This is a genomic window from Xanthomonas sp. MLO165, from assembly GCF_018831305.1.
Classification (GTDB): domain Bacteria; phylum Pseudomonadota; class Gammaproteobacteria; order Xanthomonadales; family Xanthomonadaceae; genus Xanthomonas; species Xanthomonas arboricola.
Genome location: NZ_CP029263.1, coordinates 201,578 through 225,661 on the forward strand (window position 1 = coordinate 201,578; position 24,084 = coordinate 225,661).

The 24,084-nt window shown below is 67.3% G+C and carries 18 protein-coding genes and 1 pseudogene; 12 read left to right on the forward strand and 7 right to left on the reverse strand.

What is annotated here, in order from left to right:
* Window positions 1-86: 86 nt before the first annotated feature.
* Together DGN21_RS00855 and phhA are read right to left on the reverse strand one after the other, a co-directional pair.
* Complete coding sequence (locus DGN21_RS00855; RefSeq protein WP_039510571.1) at window positions 87-731, reverse strand: DUF4375 domain-containing protein; 645 nt, start codon at window positions 729-731, stop codon at window positions 87-89.
* Between the two features lie 68 nt (window positions 732-799).
* Entirely contained in the window at window positions 800-1,690 is an 891-nt protein-coding gene (gene phhA / locus DGN21_RS00860; protein WP_160954994.1) for a phenylalanine 4-monooxygenase, read from the reverse strand.
* A gap of 127 nt (window positions 1,691-1,817) precedes the next feature.
* On the opposite strand from phhA, the gene DGN21_RS00865 reads away from it, so the two are divergent.
* Window positions 1,818-2,300, forward strand: coding sequence for an Lrp/AsnC family transcriptional regulator (locus DGN21_RS00865; protein WP_016901223.1), 483 nt, complete (start codon window positions 1,818-1,820; stop codon window positions 2,298-2,300).
* Between the two features lie 223 nt (window positions 2,301-2,523).
* Window positions 2,524-4,725, forward strand: a complete 2,202-nt coding sequence (locus DGN21_RS00870) for a TonB-dependent siderophore receptor (RefSeq protein WP_126965342.1) — start codon at window positions 2,524-2,526, stop codon at window positions 4,723-4,725.
* Window positions 4,726-5,157: 432 nt separating this feature from the next.
* On the opposite strand, the gene DGN21_RS00875 is transcribed toward DGN21_RS00870, so the two are convergent.
* From DGN21_RS00875 to DGN21_RS00885, 3 genes and pseudogenes are all read right to left on the reverse strand, one after another.
* Complete coding sequence (locus tag DGN21_RS00875; protein WP_016901221.1) at window positions 5,158-6,195, reverse strand: patatin-like phospholipase family protein; 1,038 nt, start codon at window positions 6,193-6,195, stop codon at window positions 5,158-5,160.
* A 324-nt stretch (window positions 6,196-6,519) separates the two neighbouring features.
* Window positions 6,520-7,530, reverse strand: coding sequence for a TIGR00266 family protein (locus DGN21_RS00880; protein ID WP_126965341.1), 1,011 nt, complete (start codon window positions 7,528-7,530; stop codon window positions 6,520-6,522).
* 189 nt (window positions 7,531-7,719) lie between these two features.
* Window positions 7,720-8,564, reverse strand: a pseudogene (locus DGN21_RS00885) (ATP-binding cassette domain-containing protein).
* A 153-nt stretch (window positions 8,565-8,717) separates the two neighbouring features.
* Here DGN21_RS00885 and DGN21_RS00890 point away from each other — a divergent pair.
* The 4 genes from DGN21_RS00890 to DGN21_RS00905 are packed head-to-tail and all read left to right on the forward strand — an operon-like array spanning window position 8,718 to window position 12,569.
* Entirely contained in the window at window positions 8,718-9,923 is a 1,206-nt protein-coding gene (locus tag DGN21_RS00890) for a fatty acid desaturase (RefSeq protein ID WP_126965359.1), read from the forward strand.
* A 46-nt stretch (window positions 9,924-9,969) separates the two neighbouring features.
* Entirely contained in the window at window positions 9,970-10,314 is a 345-nt protein-coding gene (locus DGN21_RS00895; protein WP_126965360.1) for a calcium-dependent protein kinase 21, read from the forward strand.
* A 48-nt stretch (window positions 10,315-10,362) separates the two neighbouring features.
* Window positions 10,363-11,100, forward strand: coding sequence for an ATP-binding cassette domain-containing protein (locus DGN21_RS00900; protein WP_126965340.1), 738 nt, complete (start codon window positions 10,363-10,365; stop codon window positions 11,098-11,100).
* Window positions 11,097-12,569: a glycine betaine ABC transporter substrate-binding protein gene (locus tag DGN21_RS00905; protein ID WP_126965339.1), complete on the forward strand. Its 1,473-nt coding sequence runs from the start codon at window positions 11,097-11,099 to the stop codon at window positions 12,567-12,569. Before DGN21_RS00900 ends, DGN21_RS00905 begins: the two co-directional genes overlap by 4 nt.
* Before the next feature lie 74 nt (window positions 12,570-12,643).
* Here the strand turns inward: DGN21_RS00905 and DGN21_RS00910 are convergent, their stop codons facing one another.
* A complete protein-coding gene (locus DGN21_RS00910) occupies window positions 12,644-13,825 on the reverse strand; it encodes an aminotransferase class V-fold PLP-dependent enzyme (protein WP_126965338.1) in 1,182 nt (393 codons plus the stop codon).
* Between the two features lie 65 nt (window positions 13,826-13,890).
* On the opposite strand from DGN21_RS00910, the gene egtB reads away from it, so the two are divergent.
* The 3 genes from egtB to DGN21_RS00925 are packed head-to-tail and all read left to right on the forward strand — an operon-like array spanning window position 13,891 to window position 16,448.
* Window positions 13,891-15,180 carry an ergothioneine biosynthesis protein EgtB gene (egtB, locus tag DGN21_RS00915; RefSeq protein WP_054592027.1) on the forward strand — a complete coding sequence of 430 codons (1,290 nt, stop codon included), beginning with the start codon at window positions 13,891-13,893 and terminating at the stop codon, window positions 15,178-15,180.
* Window positions 15,177-16,163, forward strand: a complete 987-nt coding sequence (gene egtD, locus DGN21_RS00920; RefSeq protein WP_039529166.1) for an L-histidine N(alpha)-methyltransferase — start codon at window positions 15,177-15,179, stop codon at window positions 16,161-16,163. The genes egtB and egtD overlap by 4 nt, the downstream gene beginning before the upstream one ends.
* A gap of 15 nt (window positions 16,164-16,178) precedes the next feature.
* On the forward strand, window positions 16,179-16,448 hold the full coding sequence (locus tag DGN21_RS00925; RefSeq protein WP_126965337.1) for a DUF3253 domain-containing protein: 270 nt from the start codon (window positions 16,179-16,181) through the stop codon (window positions 16,446-16,448).
* A 255-nt stretch (window positions 16,449-16,703) separates the two neighbouring features.
* Here the strand turns inward: DGN21_RS00925 and DGN21_RS00930 are convergent, their stop codons facing one another.
* Window positions 16,704-20,411, reverse strand: coding sequence for an indolepyruvate ferredoxin oxidoreductase family protein (locus tag DGN21_RS00930; RefSeq protein ID WP_215825082.1), 3,708 nt, complete (start codon window positions 20,409-20,411; stop codon window positions 16,704-16,706).
* Between the two features lie 193 nt (window positions 20,412-20,604).
* Between DGN21_RS00930 and DGN21_RS00935 the strand changes: the two genes are divergently transcribed.
* From DGN21_RS00935 to DGN21_RS00945, 3 genes are all read left to right on the forward strand, one after another.
* Window positions 20,605-21,243 (forward strand): hypothetical protein, encoded by a 639-nt coding sequence (locus DGN21_RS00935; RefSeq protein WP_046345310.1) that lies wholly within the window; start codon window positions 20,605-20,607, stop codon window positions 21,241-21,243.
* 657 nt (window positions 21,244-21,900) lie between these two features.
* Window positions 21,901-22,818 carry an AEC family transporter gene (locus DGN21_RS00940; protein WP_104609355.1) on the forward strand — a complete coding sequence of 306 codons (918 nt, stop codon included), beginning with the start codon at window positions 21,901-21,903 and terminating at the stop codon, window positions 22,816-22,818.
* Window positions 22,819-22,883: 65 nt separating this feature from the next.
* Window positions 22,884-23,957 (forward strand): hypothetical protein, encoded by a 1,074-nt coding sequence (locus tag DGN21_RS00945; RefSeq protein WP_160954993.1) that lies wholly within the window; start codon window positions 22,884-22,886, stop codon window positions 23,955-23,957.
* Window positions 23,958-24,084: the final 127 nt, after the last annotated feature.

Here is a 24,084-nt window from a genome sequence, read left to right on the forward strand (position 1 = left end):
GACAGGCCCGGTGCATCGGGAGCGCGTTGCGGGTATGGACGATGCGCAACGCCGGCTGTGAGCCATGCGCGTCATTGCACGCGCGCTTACGCCTTGTCGACCCCGTAGTGGGTCAGGCCCAGCCGGGCCAGTTCGCCGGAGCGGCGGTAGTAGACCTCTTCCCAGCCATCCACGCGCTGGCGATCGGTCTCGCTCATCGCGTCGAGAATGTCTTCGATGCTGAGCAGGTTGGGGTCTTCTTCCAGGCGTTCGAATACCGTGCCCAGGCCTTCGATCGCCTGGCGCGCCTGCGCCGCGCCCATCGCGCCCAGCCCCTGCAATGCATCGCGCCGGGTGGCGGCGTCCCAGCGGTCGAAGTAGCGTGCATAGCCGCTCTCGCTCATGTCCGCATCCAGCCGCGCCAATGCCACCAGCTCGCGCTCGCCGGGCGACAGGGCATCCATGCGTCCGCGCAGCGCGGTCAGTTTGGTTTGCGCGCGTGCGCTGCGGCGGCGCCACAGCAACTCGGGCATGTTGAGCAGCCCCTCATCCGTGGGCGGCGCCACCGCCGGCCAGTTCACCCCGAAGCCGTCGTCGGTGAGCTGCCATTGCGCACGCTGCGGCGGCGTTGCCTTCAACAACAGCCGCTGCGCCTTGATCGGCTCGTCAATACGGATGCCGTTGGCCAGGGTGAACAGCAGGCGGGTGTCGTCCAGCTCCAAGCGCCGGATGCGAAGCTGCGTCAGGTCCATTGAGCGAAGGCGGTATGGGGAGGTTTGACCATAGTCTGCGTCGGCGATGGTGTCGAGTCGGTGCGGCCTCACACGTCGCCGTCTGTATTCCAGCCTTCGCCGCTGCCGCGCTGGATGACCCGATCCGTGTCCAGCACCTCGCCGGCCGGCACCTGCGCCTGCTGCGCAAGATCGGCATAGATCGGGGTGAAATCCGGCGCGGTGGCGCTCATCAACTGCGCAAAGCTGTCGATGACGAAGTAGGTCTTCTGGAAGCTGTCGATGCGGTAGCGCGTGCGCATGATGCGTTGCAGGTCGAAGCCGATCCGGTTGGGCGCCGGCGATTCCAGCGAGTGCAGCGATTCGCCCTTCGACGACACGATGCCGGCACCAAAGATGCGCAGCCCCTGCGGCGTGGCGATCAGGCCGAATTCCACCGTGTACCAGTACAGGCGGGTGAGGTTCTGCAGCGCGTCCGCGCCGATGCCGTGCGCCTTGACCCCGCCACGGCCATAGGCCTGCATGAAGTCGGCAAACAGCGGATTCATCAGCAGCGGCACGTGCCCGAACAGGTCATGGAACAGGTCCGGCTCGGCGATGTAGTCGATCTGATCGGGGCGGCGGATCCACCATGTCACCGGGAAGCGCTTGTTGGCCAGGTGCTCGAAGAAATCCAGCTCCGGCAGCAGGCCCTGCACGCCGACCAGGGTCCAGCCAGTGGCCGCCTGCAGCACCGCATTGAGCGCATCGAAACGCGGAATGTGGGTCTCGCCCATGCCCATCGCATCCTGCGCCTGCAGGAACTCGTCGCAGGCACGGTCGATCAGCAGCGCGCGCTGGCGGCGATACAGGGTGCCCCAGGTGGCGTGGTCGTCGGCGCTGTAGCCATCCCACGGCTGCTCGACCACGGCGGTGGTGTAGACCGGCACATAGCCCTTGTCGGTGAGCTGATTCTCGACGCGTTGCGGTGCGATGTTCATGCGGCGGCGGTTCCCGATGATCAGCGCTCACCTTAGCCGGATGGTCGCGCAACGGGATTGCGAATCTTGCGTGTCCGATGCTTCCGGGCGCAAGATTCGTGCGTCATCCTCTGCTGCTGCGCAACATATGGACCAGCCAATCGCCCTGGACCGCACCGATCTGCGCCTGCTCGCCCTGCTGCAGACGCAGGGCCGCAGCAGCAATGCGGAGCTGGCGGTGCAGGTCAATCTGTCGGCCTCGGCCTGCCTGCGCCGCACCCAGCGGTTGGAGGCTGCCGGCATCATCGCCGGCTACGGCGCGCGCCTGGATGCCAAGGCGCTGGGGCTGGGGCTGCAGGCCTTCGTGCGGGTGCAGCTGGAGCAGCACGGCCAGGCCGATATCGAACATTTTGCCGACGGCGTGCGCGGCTGGGACGAGGTGGTGGCCTGCTGGGCGCTCACCGGCGACATGGATTACCTGCTGCAGGTGCAGGTGCGCGACCTGGAGCATTTCTCGCGCTTCCTGCTCGACCGCCTGCTCAATGCGACCGGCGTGTCCGACGTCAATTCCAGCTTCGTGCTGCGCACGGTGAAAGCACCGGAAGGCCTGCCGCTCTCGCATCTGGGCTGATCCGGCAGGCTGTGAGGCAGGCACACGTGCACTGTGACTTGCCTCTCAAACGATAACGATTTACATTTGCGTAACATCCGGCTGCGCCCGGCATGTCTTCTCGTCGATCCGCCAGCCCGACAGGGCCAGCCAGCTCGTCGCCCGAGTGGGACGCGCCGCGCATGCCTGCGTTTTTTTGCCCGGTGACGCCGCGCGTCCCGCACCGATCGACGAGAACCCTCCAATGCCCGCGATTTCCGCCCCCCTGGCCACGTTGTCCGCTGCCTTGCTATGCGCGTTGGCGCTGACGCCCTGCGCTGCCCGTGCCGACAATGCCGCCGCCGATGCAAGCGATGCCAAGACGCTGGACCAGGTCAACGTCAACGGCGCGGTGAGCCGCGCGCAGCCGGCCACCACCACACGCCTGCCGCTGACCCTGCAGGAAACGCCGCAGTCGGTGAGCGTGATCGGGCTGCAGCGGCTGGAAGAGCAATCGCTGTTCAGCATCGACGATGTGATGCGCAACGTCACCGGCGTCAACGTGTCGTTCTACGACACCCAGCGCCCGCTGTATTTCGCACGCGGCTTCCAGATCACCGACTTCCAGGTCGATGGCCTGCCCACCTACAGCGGTGCGACCAACCAGGAATACGACACGGTCTTCTACGACCGCATCGAGGTGATCCGCGGCGCCAACGGCCTGCTCACCGGCGCCGGCATTCCCTCGGCCACGGTCAACCTGCTGCGCAAGCGCCCGGGCAAGGACTTCGATGCCTCGTTCGCAGTCAGCGCCGGCACCTGGGATTTCCGCCGCATGCAGGCCGACGTCAATGCGCCGCTGACCGAAGACGGGCGCTGGCGCAGCCGCGTGGTCGCGGCCTGGCAAGACCGCGATTACTACTACGACCGGTACCACGACAACAAGATGTCGGGCATGGCGGTGCTGGAAGGCGACCTGACCGACAGCACCACGCTCACCGTCGGCTATCAGCGCCAGGACAACACCCCCGTCGGCTCGACCTGGGGCACGGTGCCGTTCTTCGCCGCCGATGGCTCGCCGGCCAACCTGCCGCGCTCGACCAATATGGCGCCCAAGTGGAGCCGCTGGCAGCGCGAGACCAGCACCGCCTTCGCCAACCTGGAACAACGCTTCGGCGAGGACTGGCTGCTGCGCGTCAACTACGCGCACACCAAGGGCGATGTGCAGAGCCTGCGCGTCTACGGCACCGGCTATCCGGCCGCCGATGGCAGCGGTATCTTTCTGCGCACTGGAGCCGGCGAAACCAGCGACGCGCGCGATGGCGTGGACGTGTACCTGTCCGGCGGTTTCTCGTTGTTCGGCCGCCAGCACGATGTGGTGGTCGGCGGCAGCTGGCAGGATCTGCAGTCGACCTCCTACGGCGTCTCCCAGACCTATCCCGATGACTGGGCCACCTGCGGCAGCGAACGTTGCTATTTCATCCCCGACATCCGCAACTGGGATGGCGATATTTCCGAAGTGACCTATGCGCGCAACGGCCGTCGCAACGAAGCGCGCACCACGCAGCGCGGCGTGTATGCCTCCACCCGGTTGCGTCTGGCCGACCCGCTGTCGCTGATCGCCGGTGCACGCCTGAGCTCCTGGGAAACCCGCACCCAGGCTTTCAATGCCAGCGGCGCCTACACCGGCACCAGCGGCCGGTATGAGGTGAGCGACGAAGTCACCCCGTATGTGGGACTGGTCTACGACATCGTGCCGGATGTGTCGCTCTACGCCAGCTATACCGAGATCTTCAACCCGCAGAATTACCGCGACAAGGACAACAACCTGCTCGCCCCGGTGGAAGGTTCCAACCTGGAAGCCGGCATCAAGGCGCAGTTGTTCGACGGCCGTGCGATGGCCACCGCCGCCGTGTTCGAGGCCAAGCAGGACAACTTTGCCGTGCGCGACATGACCCAGCCGGAATCCTCGCTGCCGGACGGCAACTCGGCCTACATCGGCATCAACGGCACCAAGAGCCGTGGCTGGGAAATGGACTTCAACGGCGAACTCCTGCCCGGCTGGACCGTCAATGCCGGCTTTACCCACGTCAAGGTGACGCGCCCGCCCACCGATGCGATCTACGCCAACCTGCCCGAGGATTACCTGCAGCTGTCCACGCAGCTGCGCCTGCCCGGCGCCTGGGAGCGCCTGAGCATCGGCGGCGGCGTCAGCTGGCAGAGCGCGGTGCGCGGCTTCAATATCCAGCGCCCCACCGGCGACGGCACCGGCGCCACCACGCCGGTGACCGTGGTGCAGAACCCGTATGCATTGGTGCACTTCAACGCCAACTACCGCATCAGCGAGCAATGGACCGCCACGCTGGCGGTACGCAACGCCTTCGACAAGACCTACTGGGCCAACCTGGATTACCAGAACTACGGCGAGCCGCGGTTTGTCAGCCTGTCGTTGCGTTGGCGCTATTGAGGCGTTGCCGATGAAGCGGTTGCGTTACCGGTAAGGCCTCGCGGCCAGGGCCGCTCCTACAAGAGCGGTGCTGGCCGCGCCGACATAGCCGATACACCCGCACCCGGTAGGAGCGGACCCGGCCGCGACCCGATCCCGCCTCAGCGCACCTGAAAAAAATGCCCCGCCGTCGTAGGAGCGGCCCAGGCCGCGACCCCCTCCGCGACACATCTCAGCGCACCCGAAAAGAACCGCCGCCCCGGCCGCGACCTTGTCCGGCACACCCTCGGTGCATCAACCCAAGGCATCAACAACGCAGTCGCCCCACGCATCGGCTTTAAAAAACGCGCGCGTCTCGAAACAGGCGCCCACGCCCGCTCAGCTCGCAGGAACCTCGCGCGGCACCCGCATCAGCTGCGCATCAGCTGCACATCGCCTCGCACCGCCTTTGCCTCACGGCGCCACGCAGGCCTCGTCCTTGCCGCGCAGTTTCTGCCAGCGCGAGCGCTCTTGCAGGCAGCGCCGATACGCTTCCGCCTTGGCAGCGGCAGCCTGCTCGGCGGCGGTGCGGGTGGCACTGCTGCGCTGCGCCTGCAACTGCGCGATCTTGGCGCGGATCTGCGGCATCGCCGCCATCGCCGCACGCTCGCCTTCCAGGATGGCCGCGCCACGTTGGTTGAAATCGGCCGAGCCGATGTCGTTGACCTTTGGGCGGATCACCACATCGGCACGCTTGAGTTCGGCCTCGCCCAGGCGCTGGCCCATGATCGAGATCGATTGGTTGACGGTGCCGAGCAGATCGCCGGGATTCTTGCCGCTGGCCTTGCTGGAGATATCCACTGCCACCACGAATTCCGCACCGAGCTGGCGCGCCGCATCCACCGGCACCGGGCTGACCACGCCGCCGTCCACATAGTGGTATTGGCCGATGGTCACCGGCTCGAACACGCCGGGAATGCTGCTGGACGCGCGCACCGCCTGGCCGGCATTGCCGCGCACGAACACGGTGCGTTCGCCGTCTTCCAGCCGCGTGGCGACCGCCGCGAACGGCTTGCGCAACTTGTCGATCGGCTTGCCGCCGAGCTGTTCGTTGACGTAGTCCTGCAGCTTCTGGCCCTGCACCAGGCCGCCGGAGAAGATCCGCACATCGCGGATGCTGGTCTGGTCGAGCGCGACGGCCTTTTCCTGCATCTGGAACGCATCCATGCCGCTGGCATACAGCGCCCCGACCACGCTGCCGGCGCTGGTGCCCGACACCACCACCGGCGCAAAGCCATTGGCCTCGAGCATCTTGATCACGCCGATATGCGCAAAGCCCTTGGCCGCGCCGCCACCGAGCGCCACGCCGATCTTCACCGGTTTGACCGCGCCGGCAGACGGTGCCTGCACCACCGGCGCCGGTGCTGCCGGGCGCGGCTCGCCACCGCAGGCCGAGAGCAGACCGAGCATGGACAACAGGGCAAGCGAGCGGGGGCGGCGGAGCGCAGTCATGGCGAAAACGTCGATGGGAAAGGCGAGGGAGAATACACGCGTGCCGTCACGGTGGCGCTGATGGTTGGCGTGCGTGGAGATTGTTCAGAACGGCATCGTTTGCAGGCGTTGCACTACCTTGTCCCGGCAAGAAGGGCGAGCCGTTCATTCGGGCGATGACCGCAGCCACCTGCACGGGCAGGGGGCGCGGAGCGGGGGGTGAGGGTAAGGAGCGAGGCCACATGGGATCGCAGCAGGCTTCGCCGGTCCCCTCATCCGGCGCGGCGCGCCACCGTCTCCCGGCAGGAGAAGGGTGTCCGCACACCCGCCTGCCGCATCACCAAATCAAAACCGGTTGTCGCCATCCAGCAACCTTCCCAGGCCGCCCAGCACCGAGCCTTCGCCGCGTTGCTGTCCACCGGCCTGCGGGGCGGCCTGCAGCATGCGGCCGGCCATGCGCGAGAACGGCAGCGATTGCAGCCACACCTTGCCGGGGCCGGTGAGGGTGGCCAGGAACACGCCTTCGCCGCCGAAGAACATGCTCTTCAGCCCAGCGACGCGGCGCACGTCCATGTCCACACCGGCGTGGTAGGCGACCACGCAGCCGGTGTCCACATCGATGCGTTCGCCAGGGGCGAGTTCGCGTTCCACCACGGTGCCGCCGGCATGCACGAAGACCCAGCCGTCGCCTTCGAGCTTCTGCATGATGAAGCCCTCGCCGCCGAACAGGCCGGTGAGGATCTTGCGTTGAAACGCGATCCCCAGCGACACGCCGCGCGCGCCGGCCAGGAAGCTGTCCTTCTGGCAGATCAGTTGCCCGCCATGCTCGGACAGGCGCAGCGCCAGCACCGTGCCCGGATAGGGCGCGGCGAATGCGACCCTGGCCTTGCCGCTGCCGGCATGGGTGAACACGGTGGTGAACATGCTCTCGCCGGTGACCACGCGTTTGCCGGCCGACAGCAGCTTGCCCATCAGCCCGCCGCCGCCGCTCTGGCCGGCATGCGAGCCGTCGCCGAACACGGTGTCCATCTGCACCGCGGCGTCTTTGTACATCAGCGCGCCAGCCTCGGCGATGGCGCTTTCGCCCGGGTCCAGCTCGACCTCGACGAACTGCATGTCGTTGCCGACGATGCGGTAGTCGATCTCGTCGGCGCGCCCGGCCGCGCCGGTCAGCGGCGGCGGCAGGCCGCTGCCGCCCTGCAGCTCGGCCAGCTGGCGGGCCGGCGTCCAGCCATCGATTCCGTCGCGCCAGGCCAGCGCGTCGGGCTGGCGCTGGGCATGCGCGCGGGCGCTGGCATCGTCGAGCGGGCCAATGCGATCGGCCTGTCCGGGAACATGGAAATACCACTGGGCCATCGGGACGACTCCTGTCTGTGCGTGCGCCGAGTCTAAGCGCAGCCGCGGTGACGGCGTCCCGTGTCCAAGGTCATGCCCGGAAGGTGCGGTTGGGCGCGGTTGTGGGCTGTAAGGAGCGCGTGGCTGCCGGCTGTCGCCGCGCAGCTTGCGCAAGACTCCGGGCTGCGTGCGCGGTAGGGCGGATGGCGCTTACTCGCCCACCGTCGCCCAATAGCGCTCGCCGTCGCGCTGCACCCGCACCGGGCCGCCGAACACGTCCGACAGGCTGGCGTCGGTGAGCAGCGCATCGCGCGGACCGTCGGCCACGACGGTGCCGGCACGCAGCAGGATCACCCGCGCGATCTCCGGCACGATTTCCTCGATGTGATGGGTCACCAGGATCAGGGTGATGCCTTGCCGGGCCAGGTGACGCATGGTGTCGAGCAGGTGCTGTCGCGCCACCAGGTCCAGGCCGGTGGACGGCTCGTCCAGCAGCAGCGCCTGAGGGCGGTTGACCAGTGCGCGCGCGATCAGCACGCGGCGGGTCTCGCCGGCCGACAGTTCGGCAAATTGCCGGTCCAGCAACGGCAGCGCGCGCGCCAGGGCCAAGGCCTCCCGTGCCCGCGCGCGCATGTCGTCGCTGATCTCCCGATGTGGTGGCACCACATAGCTGGCGAAGAAACCGGACAGCACCGCGCTTTCCACATCCAGCCCCGGCATGTCGGCCAGGTTGACGCTGAGGTCGCCAGTGACGATACCCAGCTGCGAGCGCAAGCGATCCACCTGCCAGCGCACCTGCCCGAGCACTTTCACCGCGGCCTGGCCGTCGGCGCGCACCAGCGGATACAGCTCGCGGGTGATCAGCTTGATGAAGGAGGATTTGCCGCAGCCGTTGGGGCCGAGGATGGCGGTGTGCTGCCCCAGCGCGATGCGCAGGCTGAGCGCATGCAGCACCGCACCTGGCCGCGCATCACGCTGGCCTGGTCGAGCTCGATCAACGGGATGGCGTTGGCAACAGCAGCAGGATCGGTGGACATCTCGGCAGTAACCGTCATACGGGTGACATCAGGCGCAGTGGGGAAGGGGAGCGTGTGAACCGCTTTAGAAATGTAGGGCGCACCCTACGCATCCGGAGGGTGAAGTTTGCCGCCATCGCCCCCATCATGTCTGCATCGACCCAACCCGATGGCGCCGCTGTGGAAATGCCGATGTTGTCCGACCCGATCATCGACCTTCTGACTTCCGGCGTGGCCGGGCTGGGCGTATGGGGCATGCTGGCGGTGCTGCTGGTGTTCACCCAGCTCACCATCTTCGCGGTGACCTTGTACCTGCATCGCAGCCAGGCCCATCGCGGTGTGGACTTCCATCCGGTGGTGGCGCACTTCTTCCGCTTCTGGACCTGGCTGACTACCTCGATGATCACCCGCGAATGGGTGGCGATCCATCGCAAGCATCACGCCAAGGTCGAGACCGAGGAAGACCCGCACAGCCCGCAGACCAAGGGCATCAGCCAGGTGTTCTGGCGTGGCGTGGAACTGTACCGCGAAGCGCGCGCGCAGCGTGCCGACATCGAGCAGTACGGCAAGGGCGCGCCCACCGACTGGATCGAGCGGCATCTGTACACCCCGCATGCCAATGCCGGCCCGATCGCGTTGCTGGTGATCAACGCGGTGCTGTTCGGTTTGCCCGGCATCGCGCTGTGGGCGATCCAGATGGCGTGGATTCCGTTCTGGGCCGCCGGCGTGGTCAACGGCCTGGGCCACTGGTGGGGCTATCGCAATTTCGAGTCGGCCGACACCTCCACCAACCTGACGCCGTGGGCGCTGTGGATCGGTGGCGAAGAACTGCACAACAACCATCATGCGTTCCCGAGCTCGGCGCGGTTTTCGATGCGGCGCTGGGAGCTGGATATCGGCTGGGTCGCCATTCGCGGGCTGCAGACGATCGGCCTGGCCAAGGTGCTGCGGGTGGCGCCGTCGCTGGACATCCGCCCCAACATCGCCGTGCCCGATGCCGACACGCTCAAGGCCCTGCTCTCGCATCGCTTCCAGGCGATGACCGATTACCAGCGCAATGTGTTCACCCCGGCGCTGCGCGAAGAGGCCGCGGCCACCGGCGCCAAGTTGCGGCAGCTGTTGCCGCGGCGGCTGCGCAAGGGCCTGGTCGATGACGGGCGGTGGCTCAAGCCCGATGCGCGCGCGCAACTGCAGCACTGGGTGGCCGAGCGCCCGCGCATGCGCACGCTGGTCGAGTACCGCGCACGCCTGACTGCGGTGCTGGAGGCGCGCAGCCACGATGCGTCCGAACGGCTCAAGCACCTGCAGCAGTGGTGTCACGAAGCCGAAGCCAGCGGCAATGCCGCCTTGCAGGCCTATGCGGCGCGGCTGAAGGGTTATGCGCTGAGTGGGTCGTAATCGTCGGGGCACGCGTGCTGCTGTGCGCGTGCGTGGATCGTATGGCTTGATCGCGCGCGGCCTGCTGCTGGCATGTTGTGTGTGCGGGCCGGCTGTGTTCGCGCAGGCGCACGCCCAGGTGCAGGACAGCCAGCAGTATCTGCAACGCATGGATACCGATGGCGATGGCCGGGTCAGCCGCGACGAATATCTGGCCTGGATGAGCTATGCCTTCGAGCAGCGCGACCTGGACCATGACGGCGTGCTGCAGGGCGATGAGCTGCCTGGCCGGCGCGGCAAGCCGATCACCCGTGCCGCGCATCGTGCCACGCTGATCGAGCGCTTCGCGCGGCAGGATGCCGACGGCGACGGCTACCTGAGCGCGCGCGAGTTGCTGGCGCCGCCGCGCTGATGCCTACCTTCGCGCGCGTCTGACGCTGCGTTCGGCAAGCTCGAGCGCATGTTCACTCTCGACCAGGTCAGCCGGCGCTACGGCCAGGCCATTGCCCTCGATACCGTCTCCCTGCAGTTCGCCAGCGGCGTCACCACCGCCTTGATCGGCCCCAGCGGCGCAGGCAAGTCGACCGTGTTGCGGATGCTGGTGGGGCTGGAGTGGCCGGACAGCGGCACGGTCGCCTTCGATGGTGCGCCGCTGCAACGCGCCGGCCTGCAGGCGCAGCGCCAGCGCATCGGCTATGTGATCCAGGAAGGCGGGCTGTTTCCGCATCTGGATGCACGCAGCAACGTGGTGTTGCTGGCGCAGACGCTGGGCTGGAAGCGGCAGCGTATCGACCAACGCCTGCAGACCCTGTGCGCGCTCTGCCAGTTGCCGCCGGAGTTGCTGGCGCGTTATCCGGCCGAACTGTCTGGCGGTCAACGCCAGCGCGTGGGCTTGATCCGTGCGCTGATGCTGGATCCACCGGCCCTGCTGCTGGACGAGCCACTGGGCGCACTCGACCCGATCGTGCGTTACGACCTGCAGGCGCAGATGCGCGCGCTGTTCGCCCAGCTCGGCAAGACCGTGGTGCTGGTGACCCACGACGTTGCCGAAGCCGCCTACCTGGCCGACACCCTGGTGCTGATGCGGGCCGGCCAGGTGGTGCAGCAGGGCAGTGCACGCAGCCTGCTGGAACAGCCGGCCGATCCGTTCGTGCAGCGCTTTCTCACTGCGCAGCGCAGCATCGGCGACGCCGCATGATCGCGCGCGTGCTGCTCGCCGTGGCACTGCTGATCGCAAGCGTCGGTGCGCAGGCCGCGCAGGTGACGATCGGCTCGAAGAACTTCACCGAGGCCGTGCTGCTGGGCGAGATCGCCACCGCCGCCGGGCAGCGCGACGGAGTGGACGTGCAACACCGCGCGCAGCTCGGTGGCACGCGCATCCTGTGGCGCGCGCTGGAGACCGGGCAGATCGATGCGTACGCCGAATACACCGGCACGCTGGCGCAGGAACTGCTGAAGCTGCCTAAAGCCAGCCAGGCCGAACTGCGCGCCGCACTGAATGCGCGCGGGCTGGCGATGACCGACTCGCTCGGCTTCCAGAACACCTATGCCTTCGGCATGCGCGTCGAGCGCGCGCAGGCGCTTGGCATCGCATCGATGTCGGATCTGGCACGGCATCCATCGCTCAAGATCGGGCTGAGCAACGAATTCATGCAGCGCGCCGATGGCTGGCCGGGCGTGCGCGCCGCCTATTCGTTGCCGCAGACCGCGACCGGGCTGGATCACGATCTGGCCTATCGCGCGCTGCAGAGCGGGGCGATCGAGGTCACCGATCTGTACAGCACCGATGCGGAAATTCCGTATTACCGGCTGCAGGTGCTGCGTGACGACCGCCATTACTTTCCCGATTACCAGGCGGTGTTCCTGTATCGCAAGGACCTGGCGCAGCGCTCACCGGCGATGCTCAAGGCATTGCAGGGGCTGCAGGGGCGCATCGACGAGGCGACCATGCAGCGGCTCAACGCACAGGTGAAGCTGGAGCGTCAGTCCGAGGCGGCGGTGGCTGCGCAGTGGCTGGGCGTTGCGCCGGCATCGGCAGCCGACTCGCGTGTGGCGCGTCTGCTGCGGCATACGCGCGAGCATCTGGCCCTGGTCGGCATCTCGTTGGGCTTTGCCTTGCTGATCGCGTTGCCGCTGGGCGTGCTGGCGGCCCGGCGGCCGCGGCTCGGGCAGGTGGTGCTGTCATTGACCGGCGTGCTGCAGACCTTGCCGTCGCTGGCAGTATTCGTCTTCATGATTCCCTTGTTCGGCATCGGCGCCAAACCGGCGATCGCCGCGTTGTTTCTCTACAGCCTGCTGCCGATCGTGCGCAACACGCATGCCGGGCTGACCTCGATCCCGCGCGAGTTGCGCCAGACCGCCGAGGCGATCGGGCTGCCGGCATGGACGCGCCTGTGGCGGGTGGAACTGCCGCTGGCGCGTCGCACCATCGTGGCCGGCATCCAGACCGCGGCGGTGATCAACGTGGGCACCGCCACGCTGGGCGCCTTGATCGGCGCAGGCGGCTACGGCCAACCGATCCTCACCGGCATCCGCCTGGACGATATCGGCCTGATCCTGGAAGGCGCGATTCCTGCGGCGGTGCTCGCGCTGATCGTGCAGGCGCTGTTCGAAGGCCTGGAGCGCTGGGTCACCCCGCGCGGGCTGCGCATCCGCCAGCGCGGCTGAGCCCGTAGGAGCGGACCAGGCCGCGACGTGGCGTTACCGGCTAAGCCCGGTCGCGACCTGGTCCGCTCCTACGGTTACGAGGCTGGCAGCGCTGCAATCAGGGCTGAGAGTGCATCCTCGGTGACATTGAGGTGCGGTGCGATACGTAGACGTCCGTGTCGGCGTGTGCAGATCGCCCTGCGCGCGCCGAACGCCGTCGCCACCGCATCCAGCTGATTGGCTGGCGGCTGCAACGCGGTCAGATGCGCCGCGTGGGCGGGCGTGCACCAGCTGCGCAGGCCGCGTGCCTGCAGCGCCGCGTCCCAGCGCGCGGTAAGCGCGCCCAGCGCCTGCGCGATGCGTGCCGGTTGCCAGGCAGCGACCTGCTGCAAGGCCACCGTCGCCATCGCAATCCGCAATGGATCGGCAACGCCGCCGGCATCGAACCGGCGCGCACCGCTGCGATAGGACGGCGCCTGGGCGACCGGAAATTCCCAGCTGCTGCCGGCATCGCGGCCGATCCAGTGTTCTTCGATCGGCACGCCGTGCACCCGCCATTGCGGGGCCACCCACAGCCAGGCCAGCCCCATCGGCCCCAGCAGCCATTTGTGGCCGACGCTGACCACGAAGTCCGGCCGCCAGCGCGGCAGGTCGGTCGGCAGCACGCCCAGGCTCTGGCTCAGATCCAGCACCAGCGCCGCACCGCGTGCGTGCACCGCGGCGCTGATGCGGTCCAGATCGAGCTGTCGTCCATCCAGCCAGTACGCATGCGGCAAGGTGACGATGCGCAAGGCCGGTGTCTGGGCGATGGCCTGCAGCACCGCCGCGGTCAAGGCATCGCCGCCGGCCGTGGACACCGCCACGATGTGCGCACCCACCTCGGCACAGCGGCGTTGCCAGATCAGCAGGTTCGAGGGGAACTGGCCTTCCAGCAACAGCACCGCCTCGTCGCGCTGCAGCGGCAGGTTGCGTGCGGCAGTCGCCAGGCCGTGCGCGGCCGAGGGCAGCATTGCCACGCCGTCGGCATCGTCGTCGAACAGGCCTGCAGCGAGCGTGCGCAAACGCTCGATGTCCTGCAGCCAGGCATCGAACGGCAGCTGCCACGGGGTGGCCAGCGCATCCACCGCCTGATGCGCGACCGCTTGCACCGCGCGCAGCAGCGGGCCGCGCGAGGCGGCATCCAGATAGGTGATGTCGGCAGGTAACGCAAATGCCTGCTGGCGGCGTTCCCATTCGACGGGCGCGGGGAGCAGGCTGGACAGGGAAAAAGAAGACATGGCGACAGCTTACCGCTGGCTGCCACGCTGCCGACACGGCGCGTTCACAGGCGCTCCTCAAGCATATGGCGATGTCTGCACTCTCATCTCTGCTGGGCCACCACCAGCAACAGCAGCTAACGCTGCTGGAACGCTACGCGCAGACCCGCGCGCTGAGCGATCGCCTCGCCGCACCCCTGAGCGCTGAAGACGCGATGGTGCAGAGCATGCCCGACGCCAGCCCCAGCAAATGGCATCTGGCACACACCACCTGGTTTTTCGAACGCTTCGTGCTGCAGGCCGATCCGGCCTACCGTGTGTTCGACCCGGCCTGGGATTTCCTGTTCAACAGCTACTACCAGAGCGTGGGCCCGATGCACGCGCGCGCGCGTCGCGGAGTGTTGTCGCGGCCGTCGTTGCAGCAGGTGCGCGACTACCGGGCCGCAGTCGATGCGCAGATGCAGCAGCGCCTGCGTGACGGGGTGTTGGACGCGCAGGCTTGCACCATCGTGCAGCTCGGCATCCAGCACGAGCAGCAGCACCAGGAATTGCTGTTGACCGATATCAAGCACGCGCTGTGGAGCAATCCGCTGCAGCCGGCGTACCGCGATGCGCCGGCACCGCCTGCGGCCGTCGCCAGCACGCTGCGCTGGCAGGCACGCGACGAACAGATCGTGGAGATCGGCGCAGCGGCATGGCCGCAGGCCGACACCTTCGCCTACGACAACGAGTCGCCGCGCCACCGCGTGCTGGTCGGTGCGCATGCGTTGGCGCATCGGGTGGTCAGCAACGCCGAGTTCCAGCAGTTCATCGACGCCGGTGGCTACCGCAGTGCCGGTGCCTGGCTCAGCGATGGCTGGGCGATGGTGCAGGCGCAAGGCTGGCAGCACCCGCTGTATTGGGACGCGGACGGACGCGAATTCACCCTGGATGGCTGGCGCCCGCGCGATGCGCATGCGCCGGTATGCCACCTGAGCCTGTTCGAAGCCGATGCGTTCGCGCGCTGGGCCGGCGCGCGCCTGCCCACCGAAGCCGAGTGGGAACAGGCCGCCACCGGTGTGCCGGTGCAGGGCAATTTCGTCGATAGCGACACCTTGCATCCGCGCGGTGCCGACGCGGTGGATACCGGCCTGCAGCAGTTGTTCGGCGATGTCTGGGAATGGACCGGCAGCGCCTACCTGCCGTATCCCGGCTTTGCGCCGTGGCCCGGGTCGCTGGGCGAATACAACGGCAAATTCATGAATGCGCAATGGGTGCTGCGCGGTGGCAGCTGTGCCACGCCGGCTAGCCACGTCCGCGCCAGTTACCGCAACTTTTTTCCCTCCGATGCGCGTTGGCAGTTTGCCGGCGTGCGCCTTGCCAAGGATCTGCCTTGAACGCCGCCGCCCATGCCATGCAACGCGCGCACGCCGCGCTGACCGACCTGCGCCCGCAACCGGATGACATCACCGCCGACGCGCTGGCCGGGCTGCAGCAAACGCCCAAGACGCTGCCGTCGAAGTATTTCTACGATGCGCACGGCTCGCAGCTGTTCGAGGCGATCACCCGGCAGCCGGAGTACTACCTCACCGGCACCGAACTGGCCTTGCTAGAGGCCAGCATGGCCTCGATCGCGCAGGCGATCGGCGCTGGTGTGCACGTGGTCGAATACGGCAGCGGCAGCGGGCGCAAGACCGAATTGCTGCTGCAGGGCCTGCGCGATGTGGTGGCCTACACGCCGCTGGAAATCTCGCGCACGGCCTTGCTTGAGAGCACCGCGCGGCTGGCGCAGCAGTTCCCGCAGATCCAGATGCTGCCGGTATGCACCGACTTCACCAAGCCGCTGCAGCTGCCGCAGGCGCAGCGCCCGGCGCGCCGGCATCTGGTGTTCTTCCCCGGCTCAACGCTGGGCAATTTCACCGATGATGCCGCCGTCGAGTTGCTCGATGCAATGCGCCAGACCATGGGCAGCGACGGGTGCGCCCTGATCGGCATCGATCTGGACAAGGATGCCGGACTGATCGAGGCCGCCTACAACGATGCGGCCGGCGTCACTGCCGAGTTCACCCTGAATCTGCTGGCGCGGCTCAACCGCGAGATCGGTAGCGACTTCGATCTGGACGGCTTCCGCCACCACGCGGTGTATGCGCGCGAACGCGGCCGCATCGAAACCTTCCTGATCAGCCAGCGCGCCCAGCGCGTGCAGGTGGGCGGCAAGGCATTCGAATTTGCCGAAGGCGAGGCGATGCAGGTCGAATACAGCTACAAGTACACCGACGCACGCTTTGCCGAACTTGCCGCCGCTGCGGGGCTGAAGGTCACCCACGGCTGGAACGATGCCAAGGACTGGTTCGGCCTGCGCGTGTTGCGCCCGCTCTGAGTTCTGGCCTCTGGCGTGCAACGGATCGACGATGCGCAGATCGTCGCGACCATCCGCGCGCTGCTAACGCGCCGGCGGCCGGAGCAATCGATCTGCCCGTCCGAGGTCGCCCGCGCGCTCAGCGATGACGAAATGCGCTGGCGCGCGCTGATGCCGCAGATCCGCAGCGTTGCCGCCGATCTGGCCGGCAGCGACGTGGTGCAGATCACCCAACGTGGCGACGTGGTCGATGTGCGAACTGTGCGTGGGCCGGTCCGCCTGAGGCGCGGCCGGCATTTCGAATGACGGGTGGGGCGCTGCATGCGCAGCGCCGCTCGCGTGCGCGGCAGGAGCGCCTTTGCGAGCCGATCGTGACGCCGGCAGCCCATCGCCCCAGCCGGCACTGACCGCCGTCATGCGGCAGCGCGATCAGTCGCCGCCGCAGCGGTCGTTGCGCGGCATCTGCGCCACAACACACCAGCCCGTCACTGCTGCACTACCGGCAACGCTCCACCCGATCAGCGCGCAACGCTTTAACGCTGCAACGCCGCTCAGCCAGACCTACGCCGCCTGCACCACATGCAGGGCCTTGGGATTGCGCCACTGCACCAGCAGCGCCGCTTCGCGCGCCTTGGCTTCTTCCAGACGCGCGTGCTTGATATGCCCGTAGCCGCGGATATGTTCGGGAATGCTGGCGATCTGCGCGGCCAGGCCGACGTTGTCGGCATCCAGCCGTTGCAGCAGCGTGTCCACTGTTGCCACGTAATCGGCAATCAGCTGACGCTCGCCACGCCGTTCGGCGCTGTAGCCGAACACATCCAGCTTGCCGCCGCGCAGGAACTTCAGCCGCGCCAGCAGCTTGAAGACAGTGAACATCCACGGCCCGTATTCGCGCTTGATCGCGTGGCCTTGCGCATCCTTCCTTGCCAGCAGCGGTGGTGCCAGGTGGAAGCGCAGCGTGTAGTCGCCTTCGAACTGCTGCTGCAGCCGGCGCTGGAAGTCGCCACGCGTATACAGCCGCGCCACCTCGTATTCGTCCTTGTAGGCCATCAGCTTGAAGAAGTAACGCGCCACTGCCTCGCTCAACGCGCTGCTGCCGGGCGCCTGTTGCGCTTCGTGCGTGCGTACACGCTCGACCAGGCTGCGATAGCGCTGTGCGTAGGCGGCGTCCTGGTAGTCGGTCAGAAACGCCACGCGCCGCGCGATGGCTTCGTCCAGCGACTGCGCCAGCTGCTCGTCGTCGAGCGGATGCGTGGGCGCATCGACATCGCCATGCAGCGTGTTGCCGTCGCTCTGCGCCAGCGCATGCGGTGCGGTCTGTCCGCCAAGATCGTGCTCTTCCCAGCTGCCGGGTGCGCGCACTGGCGGCGTATCGCCCTGTGCATGCGCACGCTCGCCACCCTTGCGCAGTCCTGCGGCCTGCTGCACAGCCGGCAGGTCGATCGCGGCCAGGCGCCCCCACGCAAACGCCTGCTGGTTCATCGCCACCGCCGCGCCATTGAGCTCGATGGCGCGCATCAGCGCCGCATGCGACAACGGCACCAGCCCGTGTTGCCAGGCATAGCCGAGCACGAACAGGTTGCTGGCGATCGCATCGCCCAGCAGCGCCGTCGCCAGGTGCGTGGCATCCAGCAATAGCGGCTCCTGGCCGCCCAATGCGGTGCGCACGCCGGCAATGATCTCGGCGGCGGGGAACTGCAGGTCCGGCTGGGTGGTGAAGTTGCCCGGCATCGCTTCGTAGGTGTTGAGCACCACCTGGGTGCGGCCGTCGCGCACCTTGGACAAGGCCCAGTAATCGTTGACCACCACCATGTCGCAGCCCAGCACCAGATCCGCTTCGCCGGCCGCGATGCGCACCGCGTGGATATCGGCCGGCCGGCGTGCGATGCGGATATGCGTGGTCACCGCGCCGCCCTTCTGCGCCAGGCCGGTCTGGTCCAGCACCGTGGCACCCTTGCCTTCCAGATGCCCGGCCATGCCGAGCAATGCGCCGATGGTCACCACGCCGGTACCGCCGACGCCGGTGATCAGGATGTTCCAGGGCTGTTGCAGCGTAGTGCGTTGCGGCGGCGCGGGCAGGTTGCCCAGCAGGGCGCTGGCATCGCGCTGTTTGCCCTTGCGCGGCGCACCGCCATGCACGGTGACAAAGCTCGGGCAAAAGCCCGACACGCAGGAATAATCCTTGTTGCAATTGGATTGGTCGATCTGCCGCTTGCGGCCGAACTCGGTCTCCTTGGGCAGCACCGACACGCAGAAACTCTTTTCGCCGCAATCGCCGCAGCCTTCGCACACCAGCGAATTGATCATGACGCGCTTGGGCGGGTCGACCAACTTGCCGCGCTTGCGGCGGCGGCGCTTTTCGGTGGCGCAGGTCTGGTCGTAGATCAGGATCGACACGCCCTTGACCGTGCGCAACTGCTGCTGCACCGCATCCAGTTCGCTGCGATCGTGGAACGCCACCTCGCTGGGGAAGCGCTCGCGCCGGCGCGTCCATTTGCCAATGTCGTCGCTGACCACCGCGATGGTGTGGATGCCTTCGGCGCGCAGCTGCTGCGCGATGTCCGGCACGGTGAGCGTGCCGTCCACCGGCTGGCCGCCTGTCATCGCCACCGCATCGTTGTAGAGGATCTTGTAGGTGATGTTGACGCCGCTGGCGACCGACTGCCGGATCGCCAGCGAGCCGCTGTGGAAATAGGTGCCGTCGCCCAGGTTCTGGAACACGTGCGGCGTTTCGGTGAACGGCGCCTGCCCCGACCAGGTCACGCCTTCGCCGCCCATATGGGTGAAGGTGTCGGTGGAGCGGTTCATCCAGGTCACCATGTAATGGCAACCGATGCCGCCCAGCGCACGCGAGCCTTCCGGCACCGCGGTGGAGGTGTTGTGCGGGCAGCCGGAGCAGTAATGCGGCACGCGCGGGAACAGCGCGCGCGGCAAGGCCATTTCGGCCTCCTTGCTGTCCATCCAGCGCAACCGTTGTTCGATCGACTCGGTCATCGCGCTGGACGGCAGCGCAAAGCGCTGGATGCGCTTGCCGATCACTGCGGCGATCGTGGCCGGGGTCAACTCGCCGGTGGACGGCAGGATCCATTCGCTCTGCTCGTCGTATTTGCCGACGATGCTCGGCCGCGCACCGGCGCTGGCCGGCCAGTTGTAGAACAGCTCCTTCATCTGGCGCTCGATGAACGCCTTTTTCTCTTCCACCACCACGATGTCGTCGAGCCCGCGCGCGAACGCGCTGATGCCCACCGGCTCCAGCGGCCAGGTCATGCCGACCTTGTACACGCGGATGCCGATCTGCGCGCAGGCCTGCGCATCCAGGCCCAGGTATTCCAGCGCCTGCAGCACGTCCAGATAGCTCTTGCCGGTGGTGACGATGCCCAGCCGCGCATGCGGCGAATCCAGCACCACCTTGTCGATCTGGTTGGCGCGTGCGAAGGCCTGTGCGGCGGCGATCGCATAGCGGTGCAGGCGCATTTCCTGGTCCACCGGCGGATCCGGCCAGCGGATGCTCAGGCCGCCCGCCGGTAGCGCAAAGTCCTCCGGCAACACGATGCTGCGTGCGAACGGATCCACATCCACCGAGGCCGACGACTCCACCGTCTCGGCAATGGTCTTGAAACCGACCCAGCGCCCGGTATAGCGGCTCATCGCCCAGCCGAGCAGGCCCATGTCCAGGATGTCCTGCACCCCGGCCGGGTTGAGGATCGGCATCATCGCGCTGACGAATTCTTCTTCCGAACCGTGCGGCAGGGTGGAGCTGCGGCAGGCATGGTCGTCGGCGGCCAGTGCCAGCACGCCGCCATACGGCGAGGTGCCGGCGGCGTTGCCGTGCTTGAACACATCGCCGCTGCGGTCCACGCCTGGGCCCTTGCCGTACCACATGCCGTAGACGCCCTGCACCTTGGCACCGGGGAACAGGTTGGTTTGCTGGGTGCCCCAGACCATGGTGGCGGCCAGGTCTTCGTTGAGGCCGGGGGTAAAGGTCACCCTGGCCGCGTCCAGATGCTTGCGCGCACGCCACAGCTCCAGGTCGAAACCGCCCAGCGGGCTGCCGCGATAGCCGCTGATGAAGCCGGCGGTCGCAAGGCCGGCGGCGTCATCGCGCAGGCGCTGCATCAACGGCAGCCGCACCAGCGCCTGCACGCCGGACAGGTAGATGCGCCCGTCGGCACGCGTGTACTTGTGCTCCAGCGTGTAATCCGCATCCACCTGGCCGAGCTCCGGCGTGTTGGCAGAGTCGGGAGAAGAGAGTGCAGCAGTACTGGTCATGGCGTGCCCGGAAAGGGTGGCTGGGACCCGGTGCGTGTCATCTGAAACCAATGACCCGCCCGACGGATTCCAAAACGGCGGTACAAAGTGTAACAGTCGCCCTTCACGCGCCCGTTGCATGCGGATGCACAGCCGTCGCGCTGCGGTTACGATGGGGACGGGAAGGGTCGTTTGCTGTCAGGGGATAAAGCCAGTGAAAAGGAAATACGCATGGGCCGCGATGTTGGCCTTGCTCGGGGGCGTGTGGTCGATGGCGCAGGCGCAGAACCTGCCCAAGCCCAAGGAGTTCTATTTCGACGAAGATCGCGGCACCACCAAGGCCGTGGTCGCGGTACAGGGGCAGGGCGATGCGGTGGTCGACCGCCTGGCGGCGATGGTGCAGCGTGACGCCCGCGCGGCCGAGCCGCGCGCGCAGCTGGCATCGCTGGCCTATGCCGGGGGACGCACGCAGTTGGGCGACGAGCTCTACCAGGGTGCCCTGGGGCTGGTCTCCAACGGCAGCCAGCAATACCGTGCCATCACCTGGAACTACGGCTGGGATCTGTTGCGCGCCGACCAGCCCGACAAGGCCTTGCAGCAGTGGGCCGGCCTGGCCAACGGCCGCCCGGCCGCGCCGGCCTGGTTGCCGACGACCGCGGCGCTGGCGCTATGGCGCAGCGGGCGTAAGCAGGAAGCGGTCGAGTGGTATGCCGCCGCAGTGCGCACCTGGCCGGATCGCTGGAGCAGCACCGCCAGCTACGCCACCTTGCTGCCGGATTGGCGCGAGGCCGAACGCGCCAGCCTGGCCGAGGTCTTTGCGGCATGGCAGGCGAACCCGCCGGCGTTTCCGTAACTCGGCGGCGGGCGCGCTGCAGAAAGTCCCGTAGCGCGCTGCTGTACATCACGTCGCACGGCGTTTTTGCGGCCGGCACCAGCAGGGCAACGCAGCCACCGCTCCAAGTCATTGCTTTGGGTGTCGTGCTTGGAAGGATTGGTCAGCGCTGATGGACCAGTTGCAGAGCGGATGATCTGCAGCTTGGTTGCAGGGCCCTCGCCCGCCCACCATCGCGGGACACGCCGCGAGTACGTCCCTGTAGGCTCTTACGCGGCATCCATGCCGCGTAAGGTCCCGCGACGGTGAGCGGGCAAGGACCCGTCGAGATGGTCGGTGTGCACGGTCAAGAGCGGTGCTCGATGTGCATCGCTGGAGAATGATGGGCCGGCTCAATGGCTCAATGGTCGATGCATCGAGCAAGCAGTTTTTCATTCGGCCACCGACCAACTTCCTAGTGCGGTGAGGGCGCCGAGCCCTCGACTGACTAGCTTTGGCAACATCCCGGAAGCGGCAAGCCTCGACATGCTTGTCGCCAGGCGTTGAGCGACCGATCTGCGCCACGCGTAGGCATGCTTGCCGATTTAGCCCGTCGCCGATCCAGCCCGTCACTGATCCAGGCACGACACGCCCACTATGCGATGCTGAGTGTCGCTTTCCCACGGACCTGACCACGCCATGGCGGTGGATGCATTTGCGTTGATTCTGGCGATGTTGGGGCTGGGCCTGCTGTTCGCGCGCTTGCGGGTGCTGCCGGACAACAGCGCCGATGTACTCAATCGCATCGTGTTGTACATCTGCCTGCCAGCCTCGGTGCTCACCTATGTGCCGCGGTTGCACCTGGATGCCTCGCTGGGTGGAGTGATCGCCACCCCGTGGCTGCTGACCGCAATCATCGTGCCGCTGCTGTGGGGCTGCAGCCGCCTGTTCCGGTTCAAGCGCGAGGAATACGCCGCGCTGCTGATGTGCGTGGTGTTCACCAACTCCAGCTTCATCGGCTTTCCGATGGTGCGCGCGTTGATCGGCGATCACGCCCTGCCGTATGCGGTGGTCTACGACCAGTTCGGCACCTTCGTGCTGTTATCGACGTTCGGGCTGTATGTGCTGGCCCGCTACAGCGGCGACACTCCGCCGACCGCGAAGCTGATCCTGTTGCGCGTGCTGCGCTTCCCGCCGCTATGGGCATTGCTGTTTGCATTGACGATGATGCCGGAACAGCCGCCGACCTGGATTGGCGCGGGCTTGAAGAGCCTGGCCGACGCGATGCTGCCGCTGGTGATGCTGGCGGTGGGCTTTTCGCTGCAGTTGCGCCTGCCTGCGGACGAACTCAAACCCTTGGCCGTGGGCCTGGCCTTCAAGTTGGCAGTGATGCCGATCCTGGCGTTGCCGCTGTCGTTGGCGCTCGGCCTGCATGGCGCGATGCTGCAGACCAACGTGCTCGAATCGGCCATGCCCACCATGATCACCGCCGCCGCGCTGGCCATCACGCATCGGCTGGCGCCGCGCCTGGCCGCAGCGATGGTCGGCTACAGCATCCTGCTGTCGCTGCTGACCCTGCCTGCATGGGCCTGGCTGTTGGCACGCCTGGTGGCTTGATAGGGCCTGGTCCGTATGAAATGCTGGCCCGCAACACTGCGCGCCCATATGGACAGGAGCAACACATGCACGGATATCGCTTGATCACCACGGCGCTGCTATGGCTTGGCAGCGTCTGCGCGGCACATTCGGCAATGGCGGCAGCGCCTGCGAGCACAGCGGCTGCGGCCAACGATCCGCTGGTGGATCAATGGGCACGCCAGGTCGGCCAGACCATGCAGGCACGCCTGCGCAGCATGGCGTCCAGCGGCGAGCCCAGGCAGCTGTATCTGGCCGGTCTGTTGTGGGTCGATGCCGAGGACGACGCGGCGTCGGCCGCAGACGGAGGCTATGCCCCCATCCAGCGGGTCTGGCTGCAGCGTGCCCTGGACGCGCGGCCGCGAGACCCGTTGGTAGCGCGCATGGAATCCGCCGGTTGCGCACCTGCGTTGCGCTGTGACCCAGGCGCTGCGCTGGCGTTCCTGGAGCAGGCCGATGCCGGCAACGCCAGTGTGCATCTGCGTGCCTACACGGCTGCGCAGCGCCGCGGCGACCAGGCGGCTGCCGAGCGCGCCTGGCAGGCGGCCGTGCAGTCCGATCATTTCGACAGCGGTGCGCTGGCATTCGGCAAGGCCCTGCATGCCAGCTACGACAGCGTGCAATGGCCATCGCTGGCCTCGGTCAGCCTGCGCGCGCAACTCGACGCGCAAGGCATGCCTTCCACGGGCGCGGACATGGCGGCGATGTTCGTGATGGGTGCCTGGTCTGCACATGCACTTCCCGCGCTGGGCGATCTGATGCGGCGCTGCAGCCCCACCGGTGTCACGGCCGCGTTACGCGACGAGTGCATGTCCGTGCTGAACAACGTGGCCAATGACGAGTCCACCTTGGCCATCGCCATGATCGGCAGCAAAGGCATGGCGGCACTGAGCAGCGGCGCCGATGCCACGCGCTGGCAGGCGCGGGTGCGGGAACTGCAGTGGCTACAGCAGCAGGAGCAGCTCCGCGCGTCCGGCGTCGATGGCATGTCCGACAAGCTGGAGGCCGTCCTGACGCAGGGCGAAGTGCCGGCGTTGCGTGCGCAGTTACAGCGTCAAGGCCTTGCAGTGCAGCCGCCAGCGGGTTGGCAGCCGGGCGCACCGGGCCACCAGACCCGCTGATCCGCTTGGCCGGCGCATGTCGCCTCGGCCATTCGCCAGCGGACGATGCTGCAGTGCGAGAGCGATCACGGTGGACGTTTAACGCCTTTCGACTACTTCCTCACTTCGTCGCGGTGTACGCTGCCGG

Bases quoted from the DNA above. Each gene is read 5' to 3' on its own strand.
- DGN21_RS00855 (WP_039510571.1), bottom strand. From the start codon at position 731: ATGGACCTGACGCAGCTTCGCATCCGGCGCTTGGAGCTGGACGACACC.
- phhA (WP_160954994.1), bottom strand. From the start codon at position 1,690: ATGAACATCGCACCGCAACGCGTCGAGAATCAGCTCACCGACAAGGGC.
- DGN21_RS00865 (WP_016901223.1), top strand. From the start codon at position 1,818: ATGGACCAGCCAATCGCCCTGGACCGCACCGATCTGCGCCTGCTCGCC.
- DGN21_RS00870 (WP_126965342.1), top strand. From the start codon at position 2,524: ATGCCCGCGATTTCCGCCCCCCTGGCCACGTTGTCCGCTGCCTTGCTA.
- DGN21_RS00875 (WP_016901221.1), bottom strand. From the start codon at position 6,195: ATGACTGCGCTCCGCCGCCCCCGCTCGCTTGCCCTGTTGTCCATGCTC.
- DGN21_RS00880 (WP_126965341.1), bottom strand. From the start codon at position 7,530: ATGGCCCAGTGGTATTTCCATGTTCCCGGACAGGCCGATCGCATTGGC.
- DGN21_RS00890 (WP_126965359.1), top strand. From the start codon at position 8,718: ATGTTGTCCGACCCGATCATCGACCTTCTGACTTCCGGCGTGGCCGGG.
- DGN21_RS00900 (WP_126965340.1), top strand. From the start codon at position 10,363: ATGTTCACTCTCGACCAGGTCAGCCGGCGCTACGGCCAGGCCATTGCC.
- DGN21_RS00905 (WP_126965339.1), top strand. From the start codon at position 11,097: ATGATCGCGCGCGTGCTGCTCGCCGTGGCACTGCTGATCGCAAGCGTC.
- DGN21_RS00910 (WP_126965338.1), bottom strand. From the start codon at position 13,825: ATGTCTTCTTTTTCCCTGTCCAGCCTGCTCCCCGCGCCCGTCGAATGG.
- egtB (WP_054592027.1), top strand. From the start codon at position 13,891: ATGGCGATGTCTGCACTCTCATCTCTGCTGGGCCACCACCAGCAACAG.
- DGN21_RS00930 (WP_215825082.1), bottom strand. From the start codon at position 20,411: ATGACCAGTACTGCTGCACTCTCTTCTCCCGACTCTGCCAACACGCCG.
- DGN21_RS00940 (WP_104609355.1), top strand. From the start codon at position 21,901: ATGGCGGTGGATGCATTTGCGTTGATTCTGGCGATGTTGGGGCTGGGC.
- DGN21_RS00945 (WP_160954993.1), top strand. From the start codon at position 22,884: ATGCACGGATATCGCTTGATCACCACGGCGCTGCTATGGCTTGGCAGC.